The following is a 14,467-nucleotide window of genomic DNA, read 5'->3' on the forward strand; positions in this document are numbered from 1 at the left end:
GTGGATCACGTACGTCAGCACCGTAACCTCTGCGGCTGCACAGGGGGCCTCCGTAGCGCAAACCTCCCGGTGCGAGAAGTCCGAGAGCTCAGCGGGCGAGAAGTGAGGGCGCCGCCGCCCGCCGTACCGCGAAGAGCGTCGTGTCATCGGCGAGCCGGCCGCCGCAGTGGCGCAGGGTGCCGTCGCGGACCAGGGCGACCAGGCGGGACGGCTCGGCGAGGCCGGGGTCGCCGGCGACGGCGCGGGCGAGATGGTCGGCCAGCGGGTAGAAGTCGCCGTGCTCGTCGCGGGCCTCGGTCACCCCGTCGGTGAAGAGCAGCAGGGTCTCACCGGGTGCGAGACGCACCCGCCGGGCGGTCGACGGGCCGTCGCCGGCGGTGAGCTCACCGAGGCCGAGGGGGAGGCGGTTGCCGAGGGGCAGCGGTCGTACGCCGGTGGGGCCGACCACGAGGGGAGGCTCGTGCCCGAAGCCGACGACATCGACGGTGTCCGCCGCCTCCGGGAACCCGAGCAGCACCGCCGTGGCGAACCGCTCGCCGTCCTCGGGCCGCCCCAGCGCGGCCGTGTGCTGCCGGTGCCGCAGCATGCGGGTCTCCAGCCGGTCGGCGACCGTCGCGAGGTCGGGCTCGTGAAAGCCGGCCTCGCGGAACGTGCCGAGCAGCGCGGCCGCCGTCTCCACCGCGCCGAGCCCCTTGCCCTGCACGTCGCCGACGAGGACGCGGGTGCCGTGCGGGCCGGGCTGGATGTCGTAGAAGTCGCCGCCGACCCGGGCGTCGGCGTCGGCGGCGAGATAGACGGCCGCGTGTTCCAGGCCGCCCCAGCCCGGCGGCAGCGGGCGCAGCACGGTACGCCGGGTGGTGTCGGCGATGTCCCGCATGTGCAGCATCCGATGCTCGCCGCGCACCCGCAGCTCACAGGCGAGCGTGGACAGCACACCGCCGACGGCGACGAGCACGAAGTCGCCCGGTCCGGACTGGTACTGCTCCGGCACCGTGAGGTCGATCCAGACGTTGGCCGCCAGGGACAGCACCGCGAACGCGGCCGTCGCCCACACGCCGCACAGCGCGGCGGCGATCGCCGGGACGAACACGTACCAGGAGATCATCCGGATCCGGTCGGCCGTGTAGTAGTCGGCGAGGGTGATGGCGACCAGCAGCGTCAGCGGCACCAGCCAGGCGACACTGCGCCCGCGCACCCGCAGCAGCTGCTGCCGCCGCAGCAGCTCCCGGCGCCCGGGCGGCCCCCTGAGCTCCATGGACGACAGGGAATCACGGCGTGGGGCGCCTCGCATCCGGGCACCCGACTTGCCTGCGCCCCCGCCCAGGTGTGCTCTGGTAGGCGGGGGCGAGGAGAGACAGAGAGGAGCCCGCCATGGCTCACGCGGCACCCGCCTCGGGCCTGCCCGCCCGGCCCGGCCGGCGGCCCAGGACACCCGATGTCTTCAGCGAGCGCGTCCACCGCGCCGTGGCCTGGACGATGCCCGTGGTACTCGGGCTGATCTACGGCTACTGGGCGGCCGCCAACCGTCGCTCCGGCGGCCCCATCACCGGCTGGAACCTCCTGTTCGGCTTCGTCACCGCGGCCGCCTTCATGCTGCTCTACGTCGCCGTACGGGCCCTCGCCCCGCGCCTGAAGCGCGAACTGCACGGCCTGCTGTGGGCGGCCTTCACCGGCTGCGCGTTCGGCTTCCTCTACAGCCAGGGCCCGGCGACCGCGCTGCGCTCGACCTTCATGTCCCTGGCGATCGCGGCCACGGTCTTCGCGGTGATGTTCTACCGCTACTACACCCGGGAGGACGCACAGGGCCATCGCGTCCGCTGACTACTCGTTCTCTTCCCCGCGCTCTTCCTCGACTCCGACCAGGAAGTCCGCCAGCACCGCGTTGAACGCCTCGGGCCGCTCCAGGTTCGGCAGGTGGGCGCAGCCCGGCAGGACGGCGAGGGTGGAGTCGGGCAGGGCCGAGTGCATCGCCTCGGCGTCCGCGACCGGGGTGTACTCGTCGTCCTCGCCGACGACCACCAGGGCGGGCACGCGCACCCGGGTCAGCAGTTCCCGGTAGTCGGGGCGTTCGGCGCGGCCGCGCAGTGCGGCGGCCGCGCCCTCGGGGTCGGTGGCGGTCATCATGCGGTGGACGTGCGCCTTGACGTGCGGCTCCGCGTATGGGGCGACCATCTTCTCCAGGACCTCGTCGGCGTACCCGCGCATGCCCTCGGCGAGCAGCCGGTCGGCCATCGCGTTGCGGGCGATCTTGCCGCCGCCGGTCTCGGCCGCCGGGAAGGTGTCCGCGAGGACCAGGCCCCGGACGCGGTCGCCGAAGCGGTCGTAGCACTCCATGGCGATCTGCCCGCCCATGGACAGCCCGGCCAGGACGAAGGTGCCCACCCCGAGGTGGTCCAGCAGTTCCCCGATGTCCTCGGCGAACCGGCCGAGCGGCGTCCGGCCGGGCGTGACCGGCGAGGCGCCGTAGCCGCGCAGGTCGGGGGCGATGACGCGGCGGCGCGCGGAGAACGCCTCGATCTGCGGGTCCCACATGGTCCGGTCGAAGGGATGGCCGTGGACGAGGACGAGAGGGACCGGATGGTCTTCGGGCCCTTTGTCCTCGTATGCGAGGAAGGGGGTCATGTGGTCGACCCTAGGTCCCGCCAACTCATCGGTGCAATAAGATCTTTGCCCTCGGTGCAATGTGAGGGAGAGCGGGTGGGGCAGGCATGAGTGACTTCCGGCGCATCGCCGACCGCATCGCCGACGACATCACCTCCGGACGCCTGCGGGCCGGTCAACGCCTGCCGCCGCAGCGGCAGTTCGCCCGCCGCCACCGCATCGCGCCGTCCACGGCCGGTCGGGTCTACGCCGAACTGGTGCGCCGGGGACTGGTGGTGGGCGAGGTCGGGCGGGGCACCTTCGTCCGGGCCACGCCCGAGACGCCGCCGGGCCGGGCCCTGGTCGAGGCGACGGGCGGGACACCGCCGCCCGTGAACCTGGAGCTCAACTACCCGTCCGCGCCCGGCCAGTCCGAGCTGCTCGCCCAGGCCCTCGCCCCCCTCCTCCGCCCGGACGCGCTCGCCGAGGCCCTGCGCCCCGCCGCCGCGACCGGCACCGCGGCGGCCCGCGAGGCGGCGGCGGACCTGCTCGCCGTCCCCGGCTGGCGTCCGGACCCCGGCCGGCTGCTGTTCACCGGGAACGCCCGCCAGTCCATCGCCGCGGCGCTCGCCGCCCTGGTCCGGCCGGGCGGCCGGGTCGGGGTCGAGGAGCTGACGTATCCGCTGGTCAAGGAGATCGCGGGGCGGCTGGGGACCCGTCTGGTGCCGCTCGCGGCGGACGCGGAGGGCGTACGACCGGACGCCGTCGCCGACGCCCACCGCGCGGGCCCGCTCAGCGCGCTGTACCTCCAGCCGGCGCTGCACAACCCGACGACGGGGGTGACGAGCGCGCCCCGCCTGCGCCAACTGGCCGATCTGGTCGGCGGCTTGAGGATCCCGGTGATCGAGGACCGCATCTGGTCCTTCCTCCGCCCGGAGGCCGTCCCCCTCGCCGCCCACGCGCCCGCGCTGACGTACGTCGTCGACGGCCTGTCCAAGCGGGTCGCACCCGGGCTGAGCGCCGGCTTTCTCGTCGTCCCGCCGGAGCGGGTCGGGGCGGTGGCGCACGCGGTGCGGTCCGGGGGCTGGTCCGCCGGGCGGTTCGCGCTGGAGGCGGCCGTGCGGTGGGCCGGGGACGGGACGGTGGCGCGGCTGGTGGCGGCGAAGCGGGCGGACGCGGAGGCGCGGCAGGCGCTGGTGCGGGAGGTGCTGGACGGATTCCGGGTACGGACGGACCCGGGCGCTTACTTCGCCTGGTGGGAGCTGCCACCGCCCTGGCGCGCGGACACCTTCACCGCGGCAGCGGCGGCCCACGGCATCGCCGTCACCCCGGGCACCGCCTTCACCGTGGACCCCCATCGCACCCCGGACGCGGTCAGACTCGGGCTCGGTTCGGCTCCGGTGGAGCGGCTGGGGTGGGCGCTGCGGACGCTCGCCGATGTCGTACGCGGCTCCGGGCCTGCGGCTGGTGGCTGAGCCGGGGCGCTGTCAGATTCGGGCTTGTGTCGCTGTCGGGGCGGGCGGCGCGGGTGCTTGTCGGCGTCGTACGACGGACAGGACCCGTGGCCGGCGGCTGAGCCAGGTCAGGGCGGCCGCCGTCAGGCCCAGGGCCAGAAGCAGCCAGGACGCGGTGCGCAGGGTCTCGGTGAGGGCGTCGTAGACCGCCGCGGCCGCCGGGCGGTGGGTCGCGTCGGGCAGGTCGGCGAGGGTGAGGCGGCGGCCGATGGCCACCGCCAGGGCGAGCAACGCGCCGCCGAGCGCCGTACCGAGGGCGGTCGCGGTCACCGCGCGGCGGCGGCGGACGGCGACGGTGATGCCGGCGGCGGCGAGGACGACGGCGGCCACGGGCAGCCAGAAGGCGGCGAGGTCCAGCACGTGGTAGCCCTTCCGCAGGGCCGCCAGGTCCTGGGCGGCGAGCACGGGCACGGGGCGGTGCTCGACGGGGACGCGGGCGGCGAACGGGATGTGGTCGTCGGTGAGTTGGCGTTTCAGGGGGCTGGTGACGGCGGCCAGGTCGACGGTCACCGGGCCGGTGCGGGTGTCGTCGTGCAGGGCGGACATCACCGCCGAGTGCGCGGCCTCGTTGCCGGCGTTCCACGCGGTGCGGAAGGCGCGGGTCGCGGTGAAGGAGTGGGCCGCGTCGTGCGCGAAGGCGGGGGTCAGGCCGGTCTTCCGGGCGAGGTCGTCCCCCACGGTGGCCGCGACGGCGTCCCGGATCGCCGGGTCCGTGGCCAACGGGCCCATGGCCGTGACGTAACGGTCCGTGTCCGTCAGGTCGTACGCCGCCCAGGCCGCCAGCGTGCCGAAGGGCAGCAGCAGGCAGGACAGGGCGATCAGGACGGCCGAGAGGGCGGTCCGCAGACGGTGGGACACGGTTCCAGGCAAGGGCCTGGGCGGGGTGGTGGCGAACGGGGGTGGGCCGTACGGGTGCACGCCGTTCCTGTGAGCCGGGGCACGGGCGCTCTTGTGAGCTGGGACACGGGCCGGCGTTGGACATTTGGCTCTCCGGTGGAGAGTTCACCCGAACGGGTGTTTCCTGGATCTGGGGAGAAGGAGGCCGATCATGCGCACCACTCCGGCCCTGCGGACCCTGGCCGCGGCCCTGCTCACCGGTGGCACCCTCGCCGTGATGGCGACGGGCACCTCGGCAGTGGCAGCACCGCCGACCTACGCCGAAGGACAAGGTGGCGCCGGTCATGGCGGCCATGGCGGTGGCCATGGCAAGGGTTCCATCTGGGGCACCGTCGTCTCCCGCACCGACCTCAACGTGCGGAAGGCACCCACCACCCACTCACCCGTCGTCGACAAGCTCTCGCCCGGCAGCCAGCACCGCGTGCAGTGCATGGTCCGCGGACAGAGCGTGAACGGCAACCCGGCCTGGTACTGGCTCGTCGACGCCAAGGCATGGGCCAGCGCCGCCTTCGTGGACACCCACGGCGCCCGCGTCCCGACCTGCGCCGACCCGTGCCCCCAGTGGAAGGACGGCCGCTGGACCAACTGGGACGACTCCTGGTCCAACAGCTCCTGGAGCGCCTCGTTCAGCTTCTCCGGCACCTGGAGCTTCACCACTTCCGAATCCTCATCGGAGGCATGGGTCTGGACCCCTGCCGGCCGGTGAGCGGAGGGATGAGGGAACACGGGGCCCTGGCGGGTTCAGTACCCGCCGGGGCTCTCGTGCGTCTCTGTCTCTGTCTCCGCTTCCGCTTCCATCAACGGCGTGGTCTTGAGGTAGCCCGATGGCGGTGGACTGATGGGCGAGGAAACTGGGCTGGACCTCCAACCTCGTGACTTCAGCCGTGGATGTACTGCGCTCCAGGCACTGCGCGCCGACTGAGCCCTCTGGGCCATCCCGGCCTCGATCCATGGCCGTCCGGCGCGCCTGAGGACGACGCCGGAACCCCTCACGCCTCGAAGCCGTACTCCAGCACATACGCCGACGAGTCCAGCACCATCTCGTTCACTTCTACAGCGGTGCCGTCGCTGTCGAATGCGGTGCGGGCGATCAGCATCACGGGAACCCCCGAAGGCAGCGCCAGGCGCTCCGCCTCGTCGCCGCTCGGCATGCGTGAGCGGACCTCCTCGCGGAAGCGGACCGGTTCGCGGCCGAGTTCCGCCAGCCGCGCGTAGATGCCGCCGGGGCCGGTGTCCGGCTGGGCGATCGGCGTGCCGGAGGCGAGGTCGGCCGGCAGGTAGGACGTGGCGAGCAGGACTGGCTTGCTGTCGAGCGTGTAGCGACGGCGGCGGACGCAGACGCGAGCCCCTTCCGCCAGTTCCAGGACGCCGGCGATGACCGGTGGGGCGTCCTCCACGCTCACCTCGACGGAGTCGACGACGAGTTCGCGCCCCGCACTGTCGGCCGCCCATACGGACCGCCCCTCACCCCAGCCCGCATGGGCCAGCCGCTCGATTCCGCGCCGCCGGACGGGCCGGAAGTCGCGCACGAACACCCCGGAACCCTTGCGCGCCTCGACGATTCCCTCCGCCTGTAGTGCGCCCAGCGCCTGTCGAGCCGTCATTCGCGCCACGCCATGCGTGGCCATCAGGTCGTTCTCACCGGGCAGCCGGTCACCCGGCCCGTACTGACCGGCCTCGACGGCCGCCCGCAGCTCCGCGGCAATGCGCTGGTACTTGGGCTGTCGCCCCGGGTCCCGGCTGCTCATCCAGAACTCTCCTTCGATCATCTCTAGACATCCTAGGCATCAGAGGTCATCCGTCCGCAGCCGTACGGGGACTCCTTCCGGGCAATTCCGAGCACATCTCTAGAGATGTATTGCTGGAAGCTGTCAGTGAGCGCTTCACTACATCTCTAGAGATGTACGCCTCATGCTCCCTCACCCTGGAGGCCCTGGTGGCAGCCCACCCGGAACGGATCCCGCCCGCGACCCAGGACATGTCCGAGGCCCAGTGCCAGTTGCCCCGCGGCCCGCGCAGCGCCAGGCGTGCCCGGGAGTTCCTGCGTACGCAGCTCGCCGAGTGGAAGGTCGACGACGACACCGCCTCGACCGCCGAGCTGTTGCTGTCCGAGCTGGTGAGCAATTCCATCCGCCACGCACGGACACCGGCGGGACGAGAGATCGGTGTGCGCGTTGCGCGGTACGACGGCCACCTGCGTGTGGAAGTCGCCGACGCCGACAGCACCCTGCCGAAGATGACCGCAGCCACCACCGAGGACGAGCAGGGCCGCGGCCTCATCCTTGTCAGCAGCCTCGCCGCCCGCTGGGGTGTCTGCCCCCGCCTGCACGGCATCGGCAAGGCGACGTGGGCGGAGCTGGCGCTTCGCCCGGTCCTCAGCCCTGGTACCTAGCCGCGCGCATCCGTGGACCGTCAGCAGTGGGGCGAACGTTCACGTCGATAGGAGGGTAGGCGTCGGCGGGCTGCGCTGCCTGCTGCCCTGCGTAGGCCAGCAGTTCGTGGCCGATGTGGGCTGCTGTTTGCCAGCAGATCCATACGAGCGGCCCCGCCGGCACCGTCCAGTCCTCGGCGGTATGAGGGCCAAGCACCCGCAGCATCTCTGCCATGGCTGCGTCGACGTCCTGATGGTCCGTGCAGAGTCCTCGCGGTCCGTGTTGTGGGAGTGGGCTGAGCACCGACGCCGCAGAGCGGTACTTCGCCGACATCGCGCACATCGCCAATTTCTACGTCGAGGCCCACAGCTGGCCACGCGCGTCCCTCGACGACGGCCTGCCACCCCTCGTCGTGGCCAAGAAGATCAACGGCACCGTCGGCGTCATGGACGTCATGCTGTTCTGCCTCGCACTCATCGCGCAGGACTGCCCGGACCACCTGCTTGATGAGCAGCAGCAGTCCAACCTCGACCGGCTGTTCCCGACGCCCAGCGAGAGCCCGGTCAGCGCCCTGGAGTCGGCCGGCGCGGCGGCCACCTACTTCGGCCGTATCCCGACCCACGTCGACATCGAACGCGCCGAGCAGCAGTTCGCCGCCATCGGCAAGATTCGGGAAGTCGTCCAGCGCGTCCTCACGCTGGAGCGGGAGGGCAGCCACCACCGCGGTGCCAGCCGCGATGCCCTGATCGACGTCCACAACCAGGCCGAAGTCGCCGGCGTCGTCGTCGCTGTTACCACCCGCGCCCTGCACAGCCTCTTCCTCGGCCGCTGTCCCCGGCACGTTGGTTGTGCAGAACTGCCTCCCCGCTCCGTGATTCCTTCTAGCCTCGGGTTATGGATTGGTTCACGGCGGCCGTGGTGGGAGCGGCCGGAGGCGCATCGATGGAGGCTGTCGACGTCATCAAGGCCATCAAGTGGCACCGCCAGATGCCGTGGAACGTCCAGTCAGACACGATCGACGCGCCCTCACGCAGAGCTGACGTGCGGCCCGATGAAGAGCACCTGCCCGCACCCGGCTGGAAGGCGTATTGGTTCGCTGGCGTGCTGCGGCTGCTCGTCAGCGGAGCCCTGACGGGTGTCGTGGCAGCTACCTATCCGCAGAGCACGAATCCGCTGGTGGCTTTTCTCATCGGGTTGGGCGCGCTGTCGGCTGTCTAGCAGGTCACCGCACTGGTGCCGTTGATGGTGAAGAACGCGGGTCGGGCCGCTCTGGGCGGTGTAGTGGAGGAGGCGCAACAACAATCGCAGGCCCTCCAGCAAGACAGGTCGCAGCCTGTCCCTGGACAGTCGAATGCTGCTCTGCCGGGACCGCAGACGGGTAGCCCTTCAACCGGGAACCCACAGCCGGACATGGGCGTTGCCGCACAGCAGGACCCCGCAGCCGGAGGTGCGGCGTGACGATTGCTGCCGAGTCCTTCGTGGGCCGCGTCCTGGCTGTGTTTTCACGCCGTTCTCCTGGCTTCCGGCCTCCCCTGAAGACTTCGTGCCTGCTGTCGGTGCCGGACAGTCCTGCTACGTCTCCTCCCGCTCCATTTCCGGATGTCCCTCGCCCTCGTGAGACTCCCCAGGCCGATCCCGCGCAGGACGGCATGGCGGGGCTGGATTTGGTTGACGTGACGGCGCGCTGGAAGTCCGTGTCTCCACAAGAGCGGCTCCGGCGTCGCGGCGACCTTCTGAGGGTCGCAGACTTTCTGGAGACGGCAGCCGACACCGACCTCCCCTGGGCGTTCGACCAAGCCTTGAATCTCGCCTACGACTTCGCCGAGGACCGGGACCTCAACCGCGAACTGGCCCTCAATCTCGCCTTCGACTGCGACCTCGCCCACGACCGCCTCCTCGTCCTCGACCTCGCCACTTCCCTTGCCCACGACATCGATCTCGCCCTCAGCTTCGACCGTGACCTCAATCACGATCGTGCCCTCGCCTTCGCCCGTGTCCTCGCCCGTGTCCTCGCCCGTGCCCTCGCCTTCGATCTCGACCACGACCACGACTTCAACCAGGCCCGTGCCCTCACCCTCATCCTCAACCACCCCCTCGCCAGCCGGTACAACCTTGACATTGACCGAGCTCGCGCTGGCGAACTCGCCCGCGCCCTCGTCCGCACCCACGACCGCGCCCGAGTCGGAGCCCGTGCCCTCGCCCTGGGCGTCGCCCGGGCCCTCGGCATCGCCCGGGTAGTCGCCCCCGAACTCGACCGCGACTTCATCGAAGCTCATGGCAACCTGACTGACGCCGCAAATAACTTCGTTGGTGCCGACCTCACCACCACTGATCCTGCTGAGGCCGACTTTGCAGGGATCCACTGGGACAGCGACACACAGTGGCCCACCTCTGAGTGGGCAGCTCGCATCCAAAGAGCGTCCGTGGAGGACCCTCCTGGATCAGGTGTCTTCATCGTCCGACCTGAAGAGCGACACGTCGATCACGGTTCCCTGGCGCCAATCTCATAAGACGGCACACCCTAGAGACCCCAGCCGCGTTACGGTGGCTGGTCCGTTTGGCGAGGTTGGCCAGGGAATGCTTCAGGTGTGGATTTCGGGGCCGCCAGAGCGCTGAAATAACGCACCTACGTCAACGCAGCTACGTCAACGACGTGGTCCCGACCGGAGGTAGCTGTGCCCCGCGCTGTCGGTCGGCCACCCACACGGACCGGCCGCAGCCAGCCCGCATGGGACAGCCGCTCGATTCCGCGCCGTCCGACGGGCAGGTGCACCCGGCCCGATCGCGCCGCGCCGGGCGGTGCGCTGAGTGGAGCGAACGTTGTATGGGGTGCCCGGTTCACCTCGGTGTTCGCGCACTTCGGGTGGAACTTTTGGTCCAGTTGTTGGCTGGAGGGTGGAGGGTGGAGGGTGGAGGGCGGAGGGCGGATCCTGGGCGGTCAGGTTGGTGGGTGTTCGTGCGCCTGGTTGACGGGGGTGGGGCCGTTTGTGGTGACCGGGGCGGAGGAGGTGAGGGCCCAGGTGCCGTCCGTTCCGAGGGTGTAGACGAAGCGGTGTTCGGCCTGGAACTCGGTGGTGGGCGGTTCGTCGCCTTGGATTTGTTTGTAGGTGAGGGTGGTGTCCTCCCTCACGAAGACCGTGGCGGTGTTGCCGTCGACCCGACGGAGTCGACGGTGGTCGCTGTCTCGGCGGCGGTGTACGCCTCCCGGACCCTGGCCAACTCATGCTTGAAGTCGGTTAGTTCCTCGGCCAAGGCGTCTTCCCTCGCAAGAGAGGCGACGCTGAGATGTACCAGGCCCCGCGTGCTGCTGGCTGGCGCGGCAGGCGTCGGTGTGTCCAGCAGCGCGGCGGCTCGTCGCTCGATGACTGCCTCGGCCAGCGTTCTGAAGAGCTCGGTGGTTTCCGGGGTCACCGTCGCTGTCGCCGTGGTCGGGGGCTTGGTGGCTGTCGCGGATCCGGCGGCGGCCGCTGGTTCATGGGTGCGGGGTGGGCGTCAGCTCCAGGCGTTGAAGCTGATGCCGGACGGCTTGGCCTTGTTCAGGGTGCCGCAGAAGCGGTCGTCCTTGTGGCAGTCCCGCTGTTTCCGCCCGCTTCATTACTCGGACATGCTTCACCTGATTCTTGCGAGGTACGGGGCCTCCGCGGCGGCCCTCACGCTCACCGGCCGCACCACCCGTGCGGCCAGTGCTACTCCCGGTGGTGAGCCGGGTGGTGGCTCGTCGGTTCCTCGGCTTTCGCCGGACCCGCGTTCGCCGCCAGGAGGAGGGCCGCCACCGCCGCGAGTGCCGCGGCCAGCCCCCTGGCGAAGCGCGTGGATGTGCGTTCCTGCACGACGACCTCGCTCTGCCTTGCACGACGTCTTACACGACGACCTCGCTCCGTGTTAAGTGTGCTTAACACGCCGTTTAACCTAGGGGCTGGACAAGCCGAACGGCAAGAGGCCCAAGGGAGTTGGGGTGAGTCGGCGCGTGGTGGAGCGGGACGAGCCGGAGGTCATCGGGCGGCGCGTGCAGCGGCTGCGGGTCGAGAAGGGGCTGACCCAGCGGCAGCTGGCCGAGCCGACCTACACACCGGCCTATGTGTCGACCCTGGAGGCCGGCCGGGTACGGCCCTCCGACGAGGCGCTCCGGCACATCGCCGGCCGGCTCGGCGTGGACTTCGAGGAGCTGGCGACCGGGCGGTCCGCCCGCCTCGTCACCGATCTGCGGCTTCGCCTCACCGAGGCCCAGCGCGCCCTCGCCACCGGGGAGGCGCGGGAGGCGGCCCTGCGGTACGCCGTACTCCTCACCGAGGCCGAGGAGTACGGGCTCGACGAGGAGCGGGCCACCGCCCTGCTGGGGCTCGGCGAGTGCGCGATCGACGCGGGGGACCTCGGGTCCGCCCGGGAGCACTTCGAGCGGGCCGAAGCCTGTCTCGCCGAGGCCCCGCTGCCCGCCCGGGTGCCCGCCCTGCGCGGCCGCGCCGTCTCCCACTACCTGGCCGGTGAACTGCGGTACGCCGTCTATCTGCTGGAGTCCACCCTCGACGAACTCAACCGGGGCGGACTGCACGACCCCGACGCGCTGCTCCTCCTCTACGCCTCGGTCATCGGCCCCTACATGGACCTGGGCGCCCACGCCCGCGCCGCCCAGGCCGCCGAGTTCGCGCTCGCCCTCGCCCCCCGGGTGCAGGATCCCGCCCTGGTCGCCCGGATGCACCGCTCCGTCGCCCGCACCCTGCTCGCCGAGGGCAGGCTCGCGGAGGCCGACGCCTCGCTGGCGAAGGCGAGCGAGCTCTACCGCCAGCTCCAGCTGCGCACCGAACTCGCCAACTGCCACTGGATGCGCGGCTACGTCTACGCCCAGAACCACCAACTGGAGTCCGCCGAAGCCGAGTTACGACAGGCCCAGACCATGCTCGCCGCCCAGAGCGCCGCCCTCTACAGCAGCCAGGTCGCCGTCGAGCTGGCCGACGTACTGCACCGGCGCGGAAAGTCCGGCGAGGCCGCCGCCCTCCTGCGCCAGGTGCTCGGCGACCTCTCCTCCGAGCGCGGCGCCGTGCACTCCGCCGCCGCGCACCGGCTGCTCGGCATCATCGCCGAGGACGCCCGCGACACCGAGGCGGCCGAGGAGCACTACGTTCGCGCCCTCAGCCTGCTGGAGCGGGCCGGCGCGGCCGGTGACCTGGCCGACCTGTGCCGCATGCTCGGCGATCTGCTCCGCCGTACGGGCCGCACCGAGGCCGCCCTTGACGCGTACCGGACGGGACTGGGCCACCGCACGGCCCCCGGCACCACCACCCTCGGCCCCGCGCCGGCCCAGCCGCCCCTCTAGGACACGGTTTTCCTCGGCGGGCCGGGGGTACACGGGCGCGGCGGGGGTGGGGCGGGACAGCCGGAGCGACGGTGTGAACAGCGGCCGGGGCAGTCCCCCCGGAGGTGGTGGCCGTGCACGACGACCGGGACGGGGTCGGCGAGGTGATCGCCGACGAGCTGCGCGACGCCGGGCCAGGTGAGGTGCCGGACCGGTTGTGCGCCGTCGCGGCGCGTCTGCTGCCGGTCAGCGGCGTGGGCGTATCGCTGAGCGGCGACGGCATGCCCGTGCCGCTGGGTGCGAGCGGCGCCCGGATCGAGCGGCTGATGGAGGTCCAGGTCACCCTCGGTGAGGGCCCGTGTGTGCGGGCCGCCGAGCTGGGGGCGCCGGTGTACGCGGTCGACCTGACGGGCGGGCGGGACGCGGGCCGCTGGCCGGTGTTCGCCCTCCAGGCGGTGGCCGTCGGCGTCCGCGCCGTGTACGCGCTGCCCCTCGGCCACCGGACGCTGTGCGTCGGCACCCTCGACCTCTACTGCGACACCCCCGACGTCCTGACCGACGGTGATCTGCGCACCGCGCACGCGCTGGCCGACGCGACGACAGCGGCGCTCATGACGCTGCCCCGCGTCGACGAGCCCGGCCTCGCCGACGACGGCACCCTCTGGCCGAGCGCGCTGGCCGCCGACCACGGCGAGGTCTATCAGGCCGTCGGCATGGTCATGGTGCAACTGTGCGTCGACGCGGACGAGGCACTGGCCCGTCTGCGGGCCCGCGCCTTCGCGCAGGGCCGGACGATGCTGGACCTGGCACACGAACTGGTGGACCGCCGTGTCGGCCTCGCCGGCGGCGAGACCGAGTGAGAGACGGCGGTTCCGGGAGGCTTCCAGAGGAAGGAGGCGAAGGAGGCGAAGGACGCGGTGGACCGGGTGGTCAGACCTCGGCCCGGCCCTGCTGTCTGACGTCCGCGAGGCGGAGGGCACCGAGTTGCACGGCGGCCTGTGTCGCCTCGTTCGGTACGTCGCCCAGGCCGCCGTTGCTGAGTGCGAACGCGTCCTCGCCGACCCGCACGGCGGCCACGTCCAGCGTCAGCGTCACCGACTCGCCGTCCTCCACCTCGCTCTCCAGCGTGACCCGCAGTCCCTGCCGTACGTCCCCCACCTCCGGCAGCGCGGCCCCGTACACCCGGACGTCCTGCATGGCGCCGCCCGCCGTGGTGGCCGTGAACCACGCGCACTTCTGTGGCATCGTCCCCAGCCACTCCAGGGCCCGGTCCACCTCCGCCGGCCGCTGCGCACCGACCTGGAACCGCAGCTGGGCCCCCGTGTCGGCGTCGTCCAGCCCGACGGTCGCGCGGGCGGGCCCGCCGAGCAGCTCATCGGTGTAGAGCACGTCCAGCAGCCGCTGGCACTCACCGGCGGCCGTGGACTTCAGCAGCCCGTCCCGCCAGGTCGCCGCCCCCCGCGTCGCCGCCCACGGCGCGCCCAGATCCGACACGGTGATCAACGCGGCCTGCGCCTGCGCAGCGCTCAGCCCGTCCGTCCCGTCCCCCGTACCCGCCGTCGGCACCGGCGCCGACGACTCGACCGTCGGGGTGGGGCGGGGCGCGGTCGCCGGGTGCTCCAGACCGAGCCCGGCACAGCCGGTGGTGAGGAGCAGGCCGAGGACGAGGAGGGTGGGGCGGGCGACGCGGCGGCTCATGGCGGGGCCTCCTCGGTGGGGGATCTCCCTCCCACGGCACCACCGGCACGGTCGCCCCACCAGCGCGGAGGTCCGTATGGGGGTACGGCCCCGCGTCCCCTCGGCGGCGTCGCGGC

At 72.0% G+C, this 14,467-nt stretch carries 16 protein-coding genes; 8 read left to right on the forward strand and 8 right to left on the reverse strand.

Annotation, left to right across the window (positions count from 1 at the left end; genetic code table 11):
- Positions 1 to 88: 88 nt before the first annotated feature.
- Positions 89 to 1,255: a PP2C family protein-serine/threonine phosphatase gene (locus ACH5AC_RS06685; RefSeq protein WP_398860569.1), complete on the reverse strand. Its 1,167-nt coding sequence runs from the start codon at positions 1,253 to 1,255 to the stop codon at positions 89 to 91.
- Between the two features lie 116 nt (positions 1,256 to 1,371).
- On the opposite strand from ACH5AC_RS06685, the gene ACH5AC_RS06690 reads away from it, so the two are divergent.
- Entirely contained in the window at positions 1,372 to 1,821 is a 450-nt protein-coding gene (locus ACH5AC_RS06690; RefSeq protein ID WP_398860570.1) for a hypothetical protein, read from the forward strand.
- Here the strand turns inward: ACH5AC_RS06690 and ACH5AC_RS06695 are convergent, their stop codons facing one another.
- Positions 1,822 to 2,622 carry an alpha/beta fold hydrolase gene (locus ACH5AC_RS06695; protein ID WP_398860571.1) on the reverse strand — a complete coding sequence of 267 codons (801 nt, stop codon included), beginning with the start codon at positions 2,620 to 2,622 and terminating at the stop codon, positions 1,822 to 1,824. It abuts the gene before it with no gap.
- 86 nt (positions 2,623 to 2,708) lie between these two features.
- On the opposite strand from ACH5AC_RS06695, the gene ACH5AC_RS06700 reads away from it, so the two are divergent.
- A complete protein-coding gene (locus ACH5AC_RS06700) occupies positions 2,709 to 4,055 on the forward strand; it encodes a PLP-dependent aminotransferase family protein (protein ID WP_398860572.1) in 1,347 nt (448 codons plus the stop codon).
- Between the two features lie 12 nt (positions 4,056 to 4,067).
- Here ACH5AC_RS06700 and ACH5AC_RS06705 read toward each other — a convergent pair whose 3' ends face one another.
- Positions 4,068 to 4,952 carry a hypothetical protein gene (locus ACH5AC_RS06705; protein WP_398860573.1) on the reverse strand — a complete coding sequence of 295 codons (885 nt, stop codon included), beginning with the start codon at positions 4,950 to 4,952 and terminating at the stop codon, positions 4,068 to 4,070.
- 190 nt (positions 4,953 to 5,142) lie between these two features.
- Between ACH5AC_RS06705 and ACH5AC_RS06710 the strand changes: the two genes are divergently transcribed.
- Positions 5,143 to 5,697 carry an SH3 domain-containing protein gene (locus ACH5AC_RS06710; RefSeq protein WP_398860574.1) on the forward strand — a complete coding sequence of 185 codons (555 nt, stop codon included), beginning with the start codon at positions 5,143 to 5,145 and terminating at the stop codon, positions 5,695 to 5,697.
- A gap of 283 nt (positions 5,698 to 5,980) precedes the next feature.
- Here the strand turns inward: ACH5AC_RS06710 and ACH5AC_RS06715 are convergent, their stop codons facing one another.
- Complete coding sequence (locus tag ACH5AC_RS06715) at positions 5,981 to 6,739, reverse strand: GntR family transcriptional regulator (RefSeq protein WP_398860575.1); 759 nt, start codon at positions 6,737 to 6,739, stop codon at positions 5,981 to 5,983.
- 152 nt (positions 6,740 to 6,891) lie between these two features.
- Between ACH5AC_RS06715 and ACH5AC_RS06720 the strand changes: the two genes are divergently transcribed.
- The 3 genes from ACH5AC_RS06720 (at position 6,892) to ACH5AC_RS06730 (ending at position 9,873) form a co-directional block, all read left to right on the forward strand.
- The gene (locus ACH5AC_RS06720; protein ID WP_398860576.1) at positions 6,892 to 7,383 is read left to right on the forward strand and encodes an ATP-binding protein; all 492 of its coding nucleotides are present in this window, start codon (positions 6,892 to 6,894) and stop codon (positions 7,381 to 7,383) included.
- 392 nt (positions 7,384 to 7,775) lie between these two features.
- Positions 7,776 to 8,495, forward strand: a complete 720-nt coding sequence (locus ACH5AC_RS06725) for a hypothetical protein (protein ID WP_398860577.1) — start codon at positions 7,776 to 7,778, stop codon at positions 8,493 to 8,495.
- 517 nt (positions 8,496 to 9,012) lie between these two features.
- A complete protein-coding gene (locus ACH5AC_RS06730; RefSeq protein ID WP_398860579.1) occupies positions 9,013 to 9,873 on the forward strand; it encodes a hypothetical protein in 861 nt (286 codons plus the stop codon).
- A 428-nt stretch (positions 9,874 to 10,301) separates the two neighbouring features.
- On the opposite strand, the gene ACH5AC_RS06735 is transcribed toward ACH5AC_RS06730, so the two are convergent.
- From ACH5AC_RS06735 to ACH5AC_RS06745, 3 genes are all read right to left on the reverse strand, one after another.
- The gene (locus ACH5AC_RS06735; RefSeq protein WP_398860580.1) at positions 10,302 to 10,493 is read right to left on the reverse strand and encodes a hypothetical protein; all 192 of its coding nucleotides are present in this window, start codon (positions 10,491 to 10,493) and stop codon (positions 10,302 to 10,304) included.
- Positions 10,490 to 10,774: a hypothetical protein gene (locus ACH5AC_RS06740; protein WP_398860581.1), complete on the reverse strand. Its 285-nt coding sequence runs from the start codon at positions 10,772 to 10,774 to the stop codon at positions 10,490 to 10,492. The genes ACH5AC_RS06735 and ACH5AC_RS06740 overlap by 4 nt, the downstream gene beginning before the upstream one ends.
- A 275-nt stretch (positions 10,775 to 11,049) precedes the next feature.
- Positions 11,050 to 11,193: a hypothetical protein gene (locus ACH5AC_RS06745; protein ID WP_398860582.1), complete on the reverse strand. Its 144-nt coding sequence runs from the start codon at positions 11,191 to 11,193 to the stop codon at positions 11,050 to 11,052.
- Between the two features lie 137 nt (positions 11,194 to 11,330).
- On the opposite strand from ACH5AC_RS06745, the gene ACH5AC_RS06750 reads away from it, so the two are divergent.
- Together ACH5AC_RS06750 and ACH5AC_RS06755 are read left to right on the forward strand one after the other, a co-directional pair.
- Entirely contained in the window at positions 11,331 to 12,674 is a 1,344-nt protein-coding gene (locus tag ACH5AC_RS06750) for a helix-turn-helix domain-containing protein (RefSeq protein WP_398860918.1), read from the forward strand.
- Between the two features lie 113 nt (positions 12,675 to 12,787).
- Positions 12,788 to 13,513, forward strand: a complete 726-nt coding sequence (locus ACH5AC_RS06755) for a GAF and ANTAR domain-containing protein (protein WP_398860583.1) — start codon at positions 12,788 to 12,790, stop codon at positions 13,511 to 13,513.
- Positions 13,514 to 13,583: 70 nt separating this feature from the next.
- Here the strand turns inward: ACH5AC_RS06755 and ACH5AC_RS06760 are convergent, their stop codons facing one another.
- Positions 13,584 to 14,351, reverse strand: coding sequence for a hypothetical protein (locus tag ACH5AC_RS06760; RefSeq protein WP_398860584.1), 768 nt, complete (start codon positions 14,349 to 14,351; stop codon positions 13,584 to 13,586).
- Between the last annotated feature and the right edge of the window lie 116 nt (positions 14,352 to 14,467).

It is taken from the genome of Streptomyces sp. NPDC018693, from assembly GCF_044391385.1.
Classification (GTDB): Bacteria; Actinomycetota; Actinomycetes; order Streptomycetales; family Streptomycetaceae; genus Streptomyces.

What these genes read in the sequence shown, in the direction of transcription:
- ACH5AC_RS06700 (WP_398860572.1), top strand. Translation starts at nt 2,709, where the DNA reads ATGAGTGACTTCCGGCGCATCGCCGACCGCATCGCCGACGACATCACC.
- ACH5AC_RS06730 (WP_398860579.1), top strand. Translation starts at nt 9,013, where the DNA reads ATGGCGGGGCTGGATTTGGTTGACGTGACGGCGCGCTGGAAGTCCGTG.
- ACH5AC_RS06720 (WP_398860576.1), top strand. Translation starts at nt 6,892, where the DNA reads ATGTACGCCTCATGCTCCCTCACCCTGGAGGCCCTGGTGGCAGCCCAC.
- ACH5AC_RS06715 (WP_398860575.1), bottom strand. Translation starts at nt 6,739, where the DNA reads ATGAGCAGCCGGGACCCGGGGCGACAGCCCAAGTACCAGCGCATTGCC.
- ACH5AC_RS06760 (WP_398860584.1), bottom strand. Translation starts at nt 14,351, where the DNA reads ATGAGCCGCCGCGTCGCCCGCCCCACCCTCCTCGTCCTCGGCCTGCTC.
- ACH5AC_RS06685 (WP_398860569.1), bottom strand. Translation starts at nt 1,255, where the DNA reads ATGGAGCTCAGGGGGCCGCCCGGGCGCCGGGAGCTGCTGCGGCGGCAG.
- ACH5AC_RS06710 (WP_398860574.1), top strand. Translation starts at nt 5,143, where the DNA reads ATGCGCACCACTCCGGCCCTGCGGACCCTGGCCGCGGCCCTGCTCACC.
- ACH5AC_RS06690 (WP_398860570.1), top strand. Translation starts at nt 1,372, where the DNA reads ATGGCTCACGCGGCACCCGCCTCGGGCCTGCCCGCCCGGCCCGGCCGG.
- ACH5AC_RS06695 (WP_398860571.1), bottom strand. Translation starts at nt 2,622, where the DNA reads ATGACCCCCTTCCTCGCATACGAGGACAAAGGGCCCGAAGACCATCCG.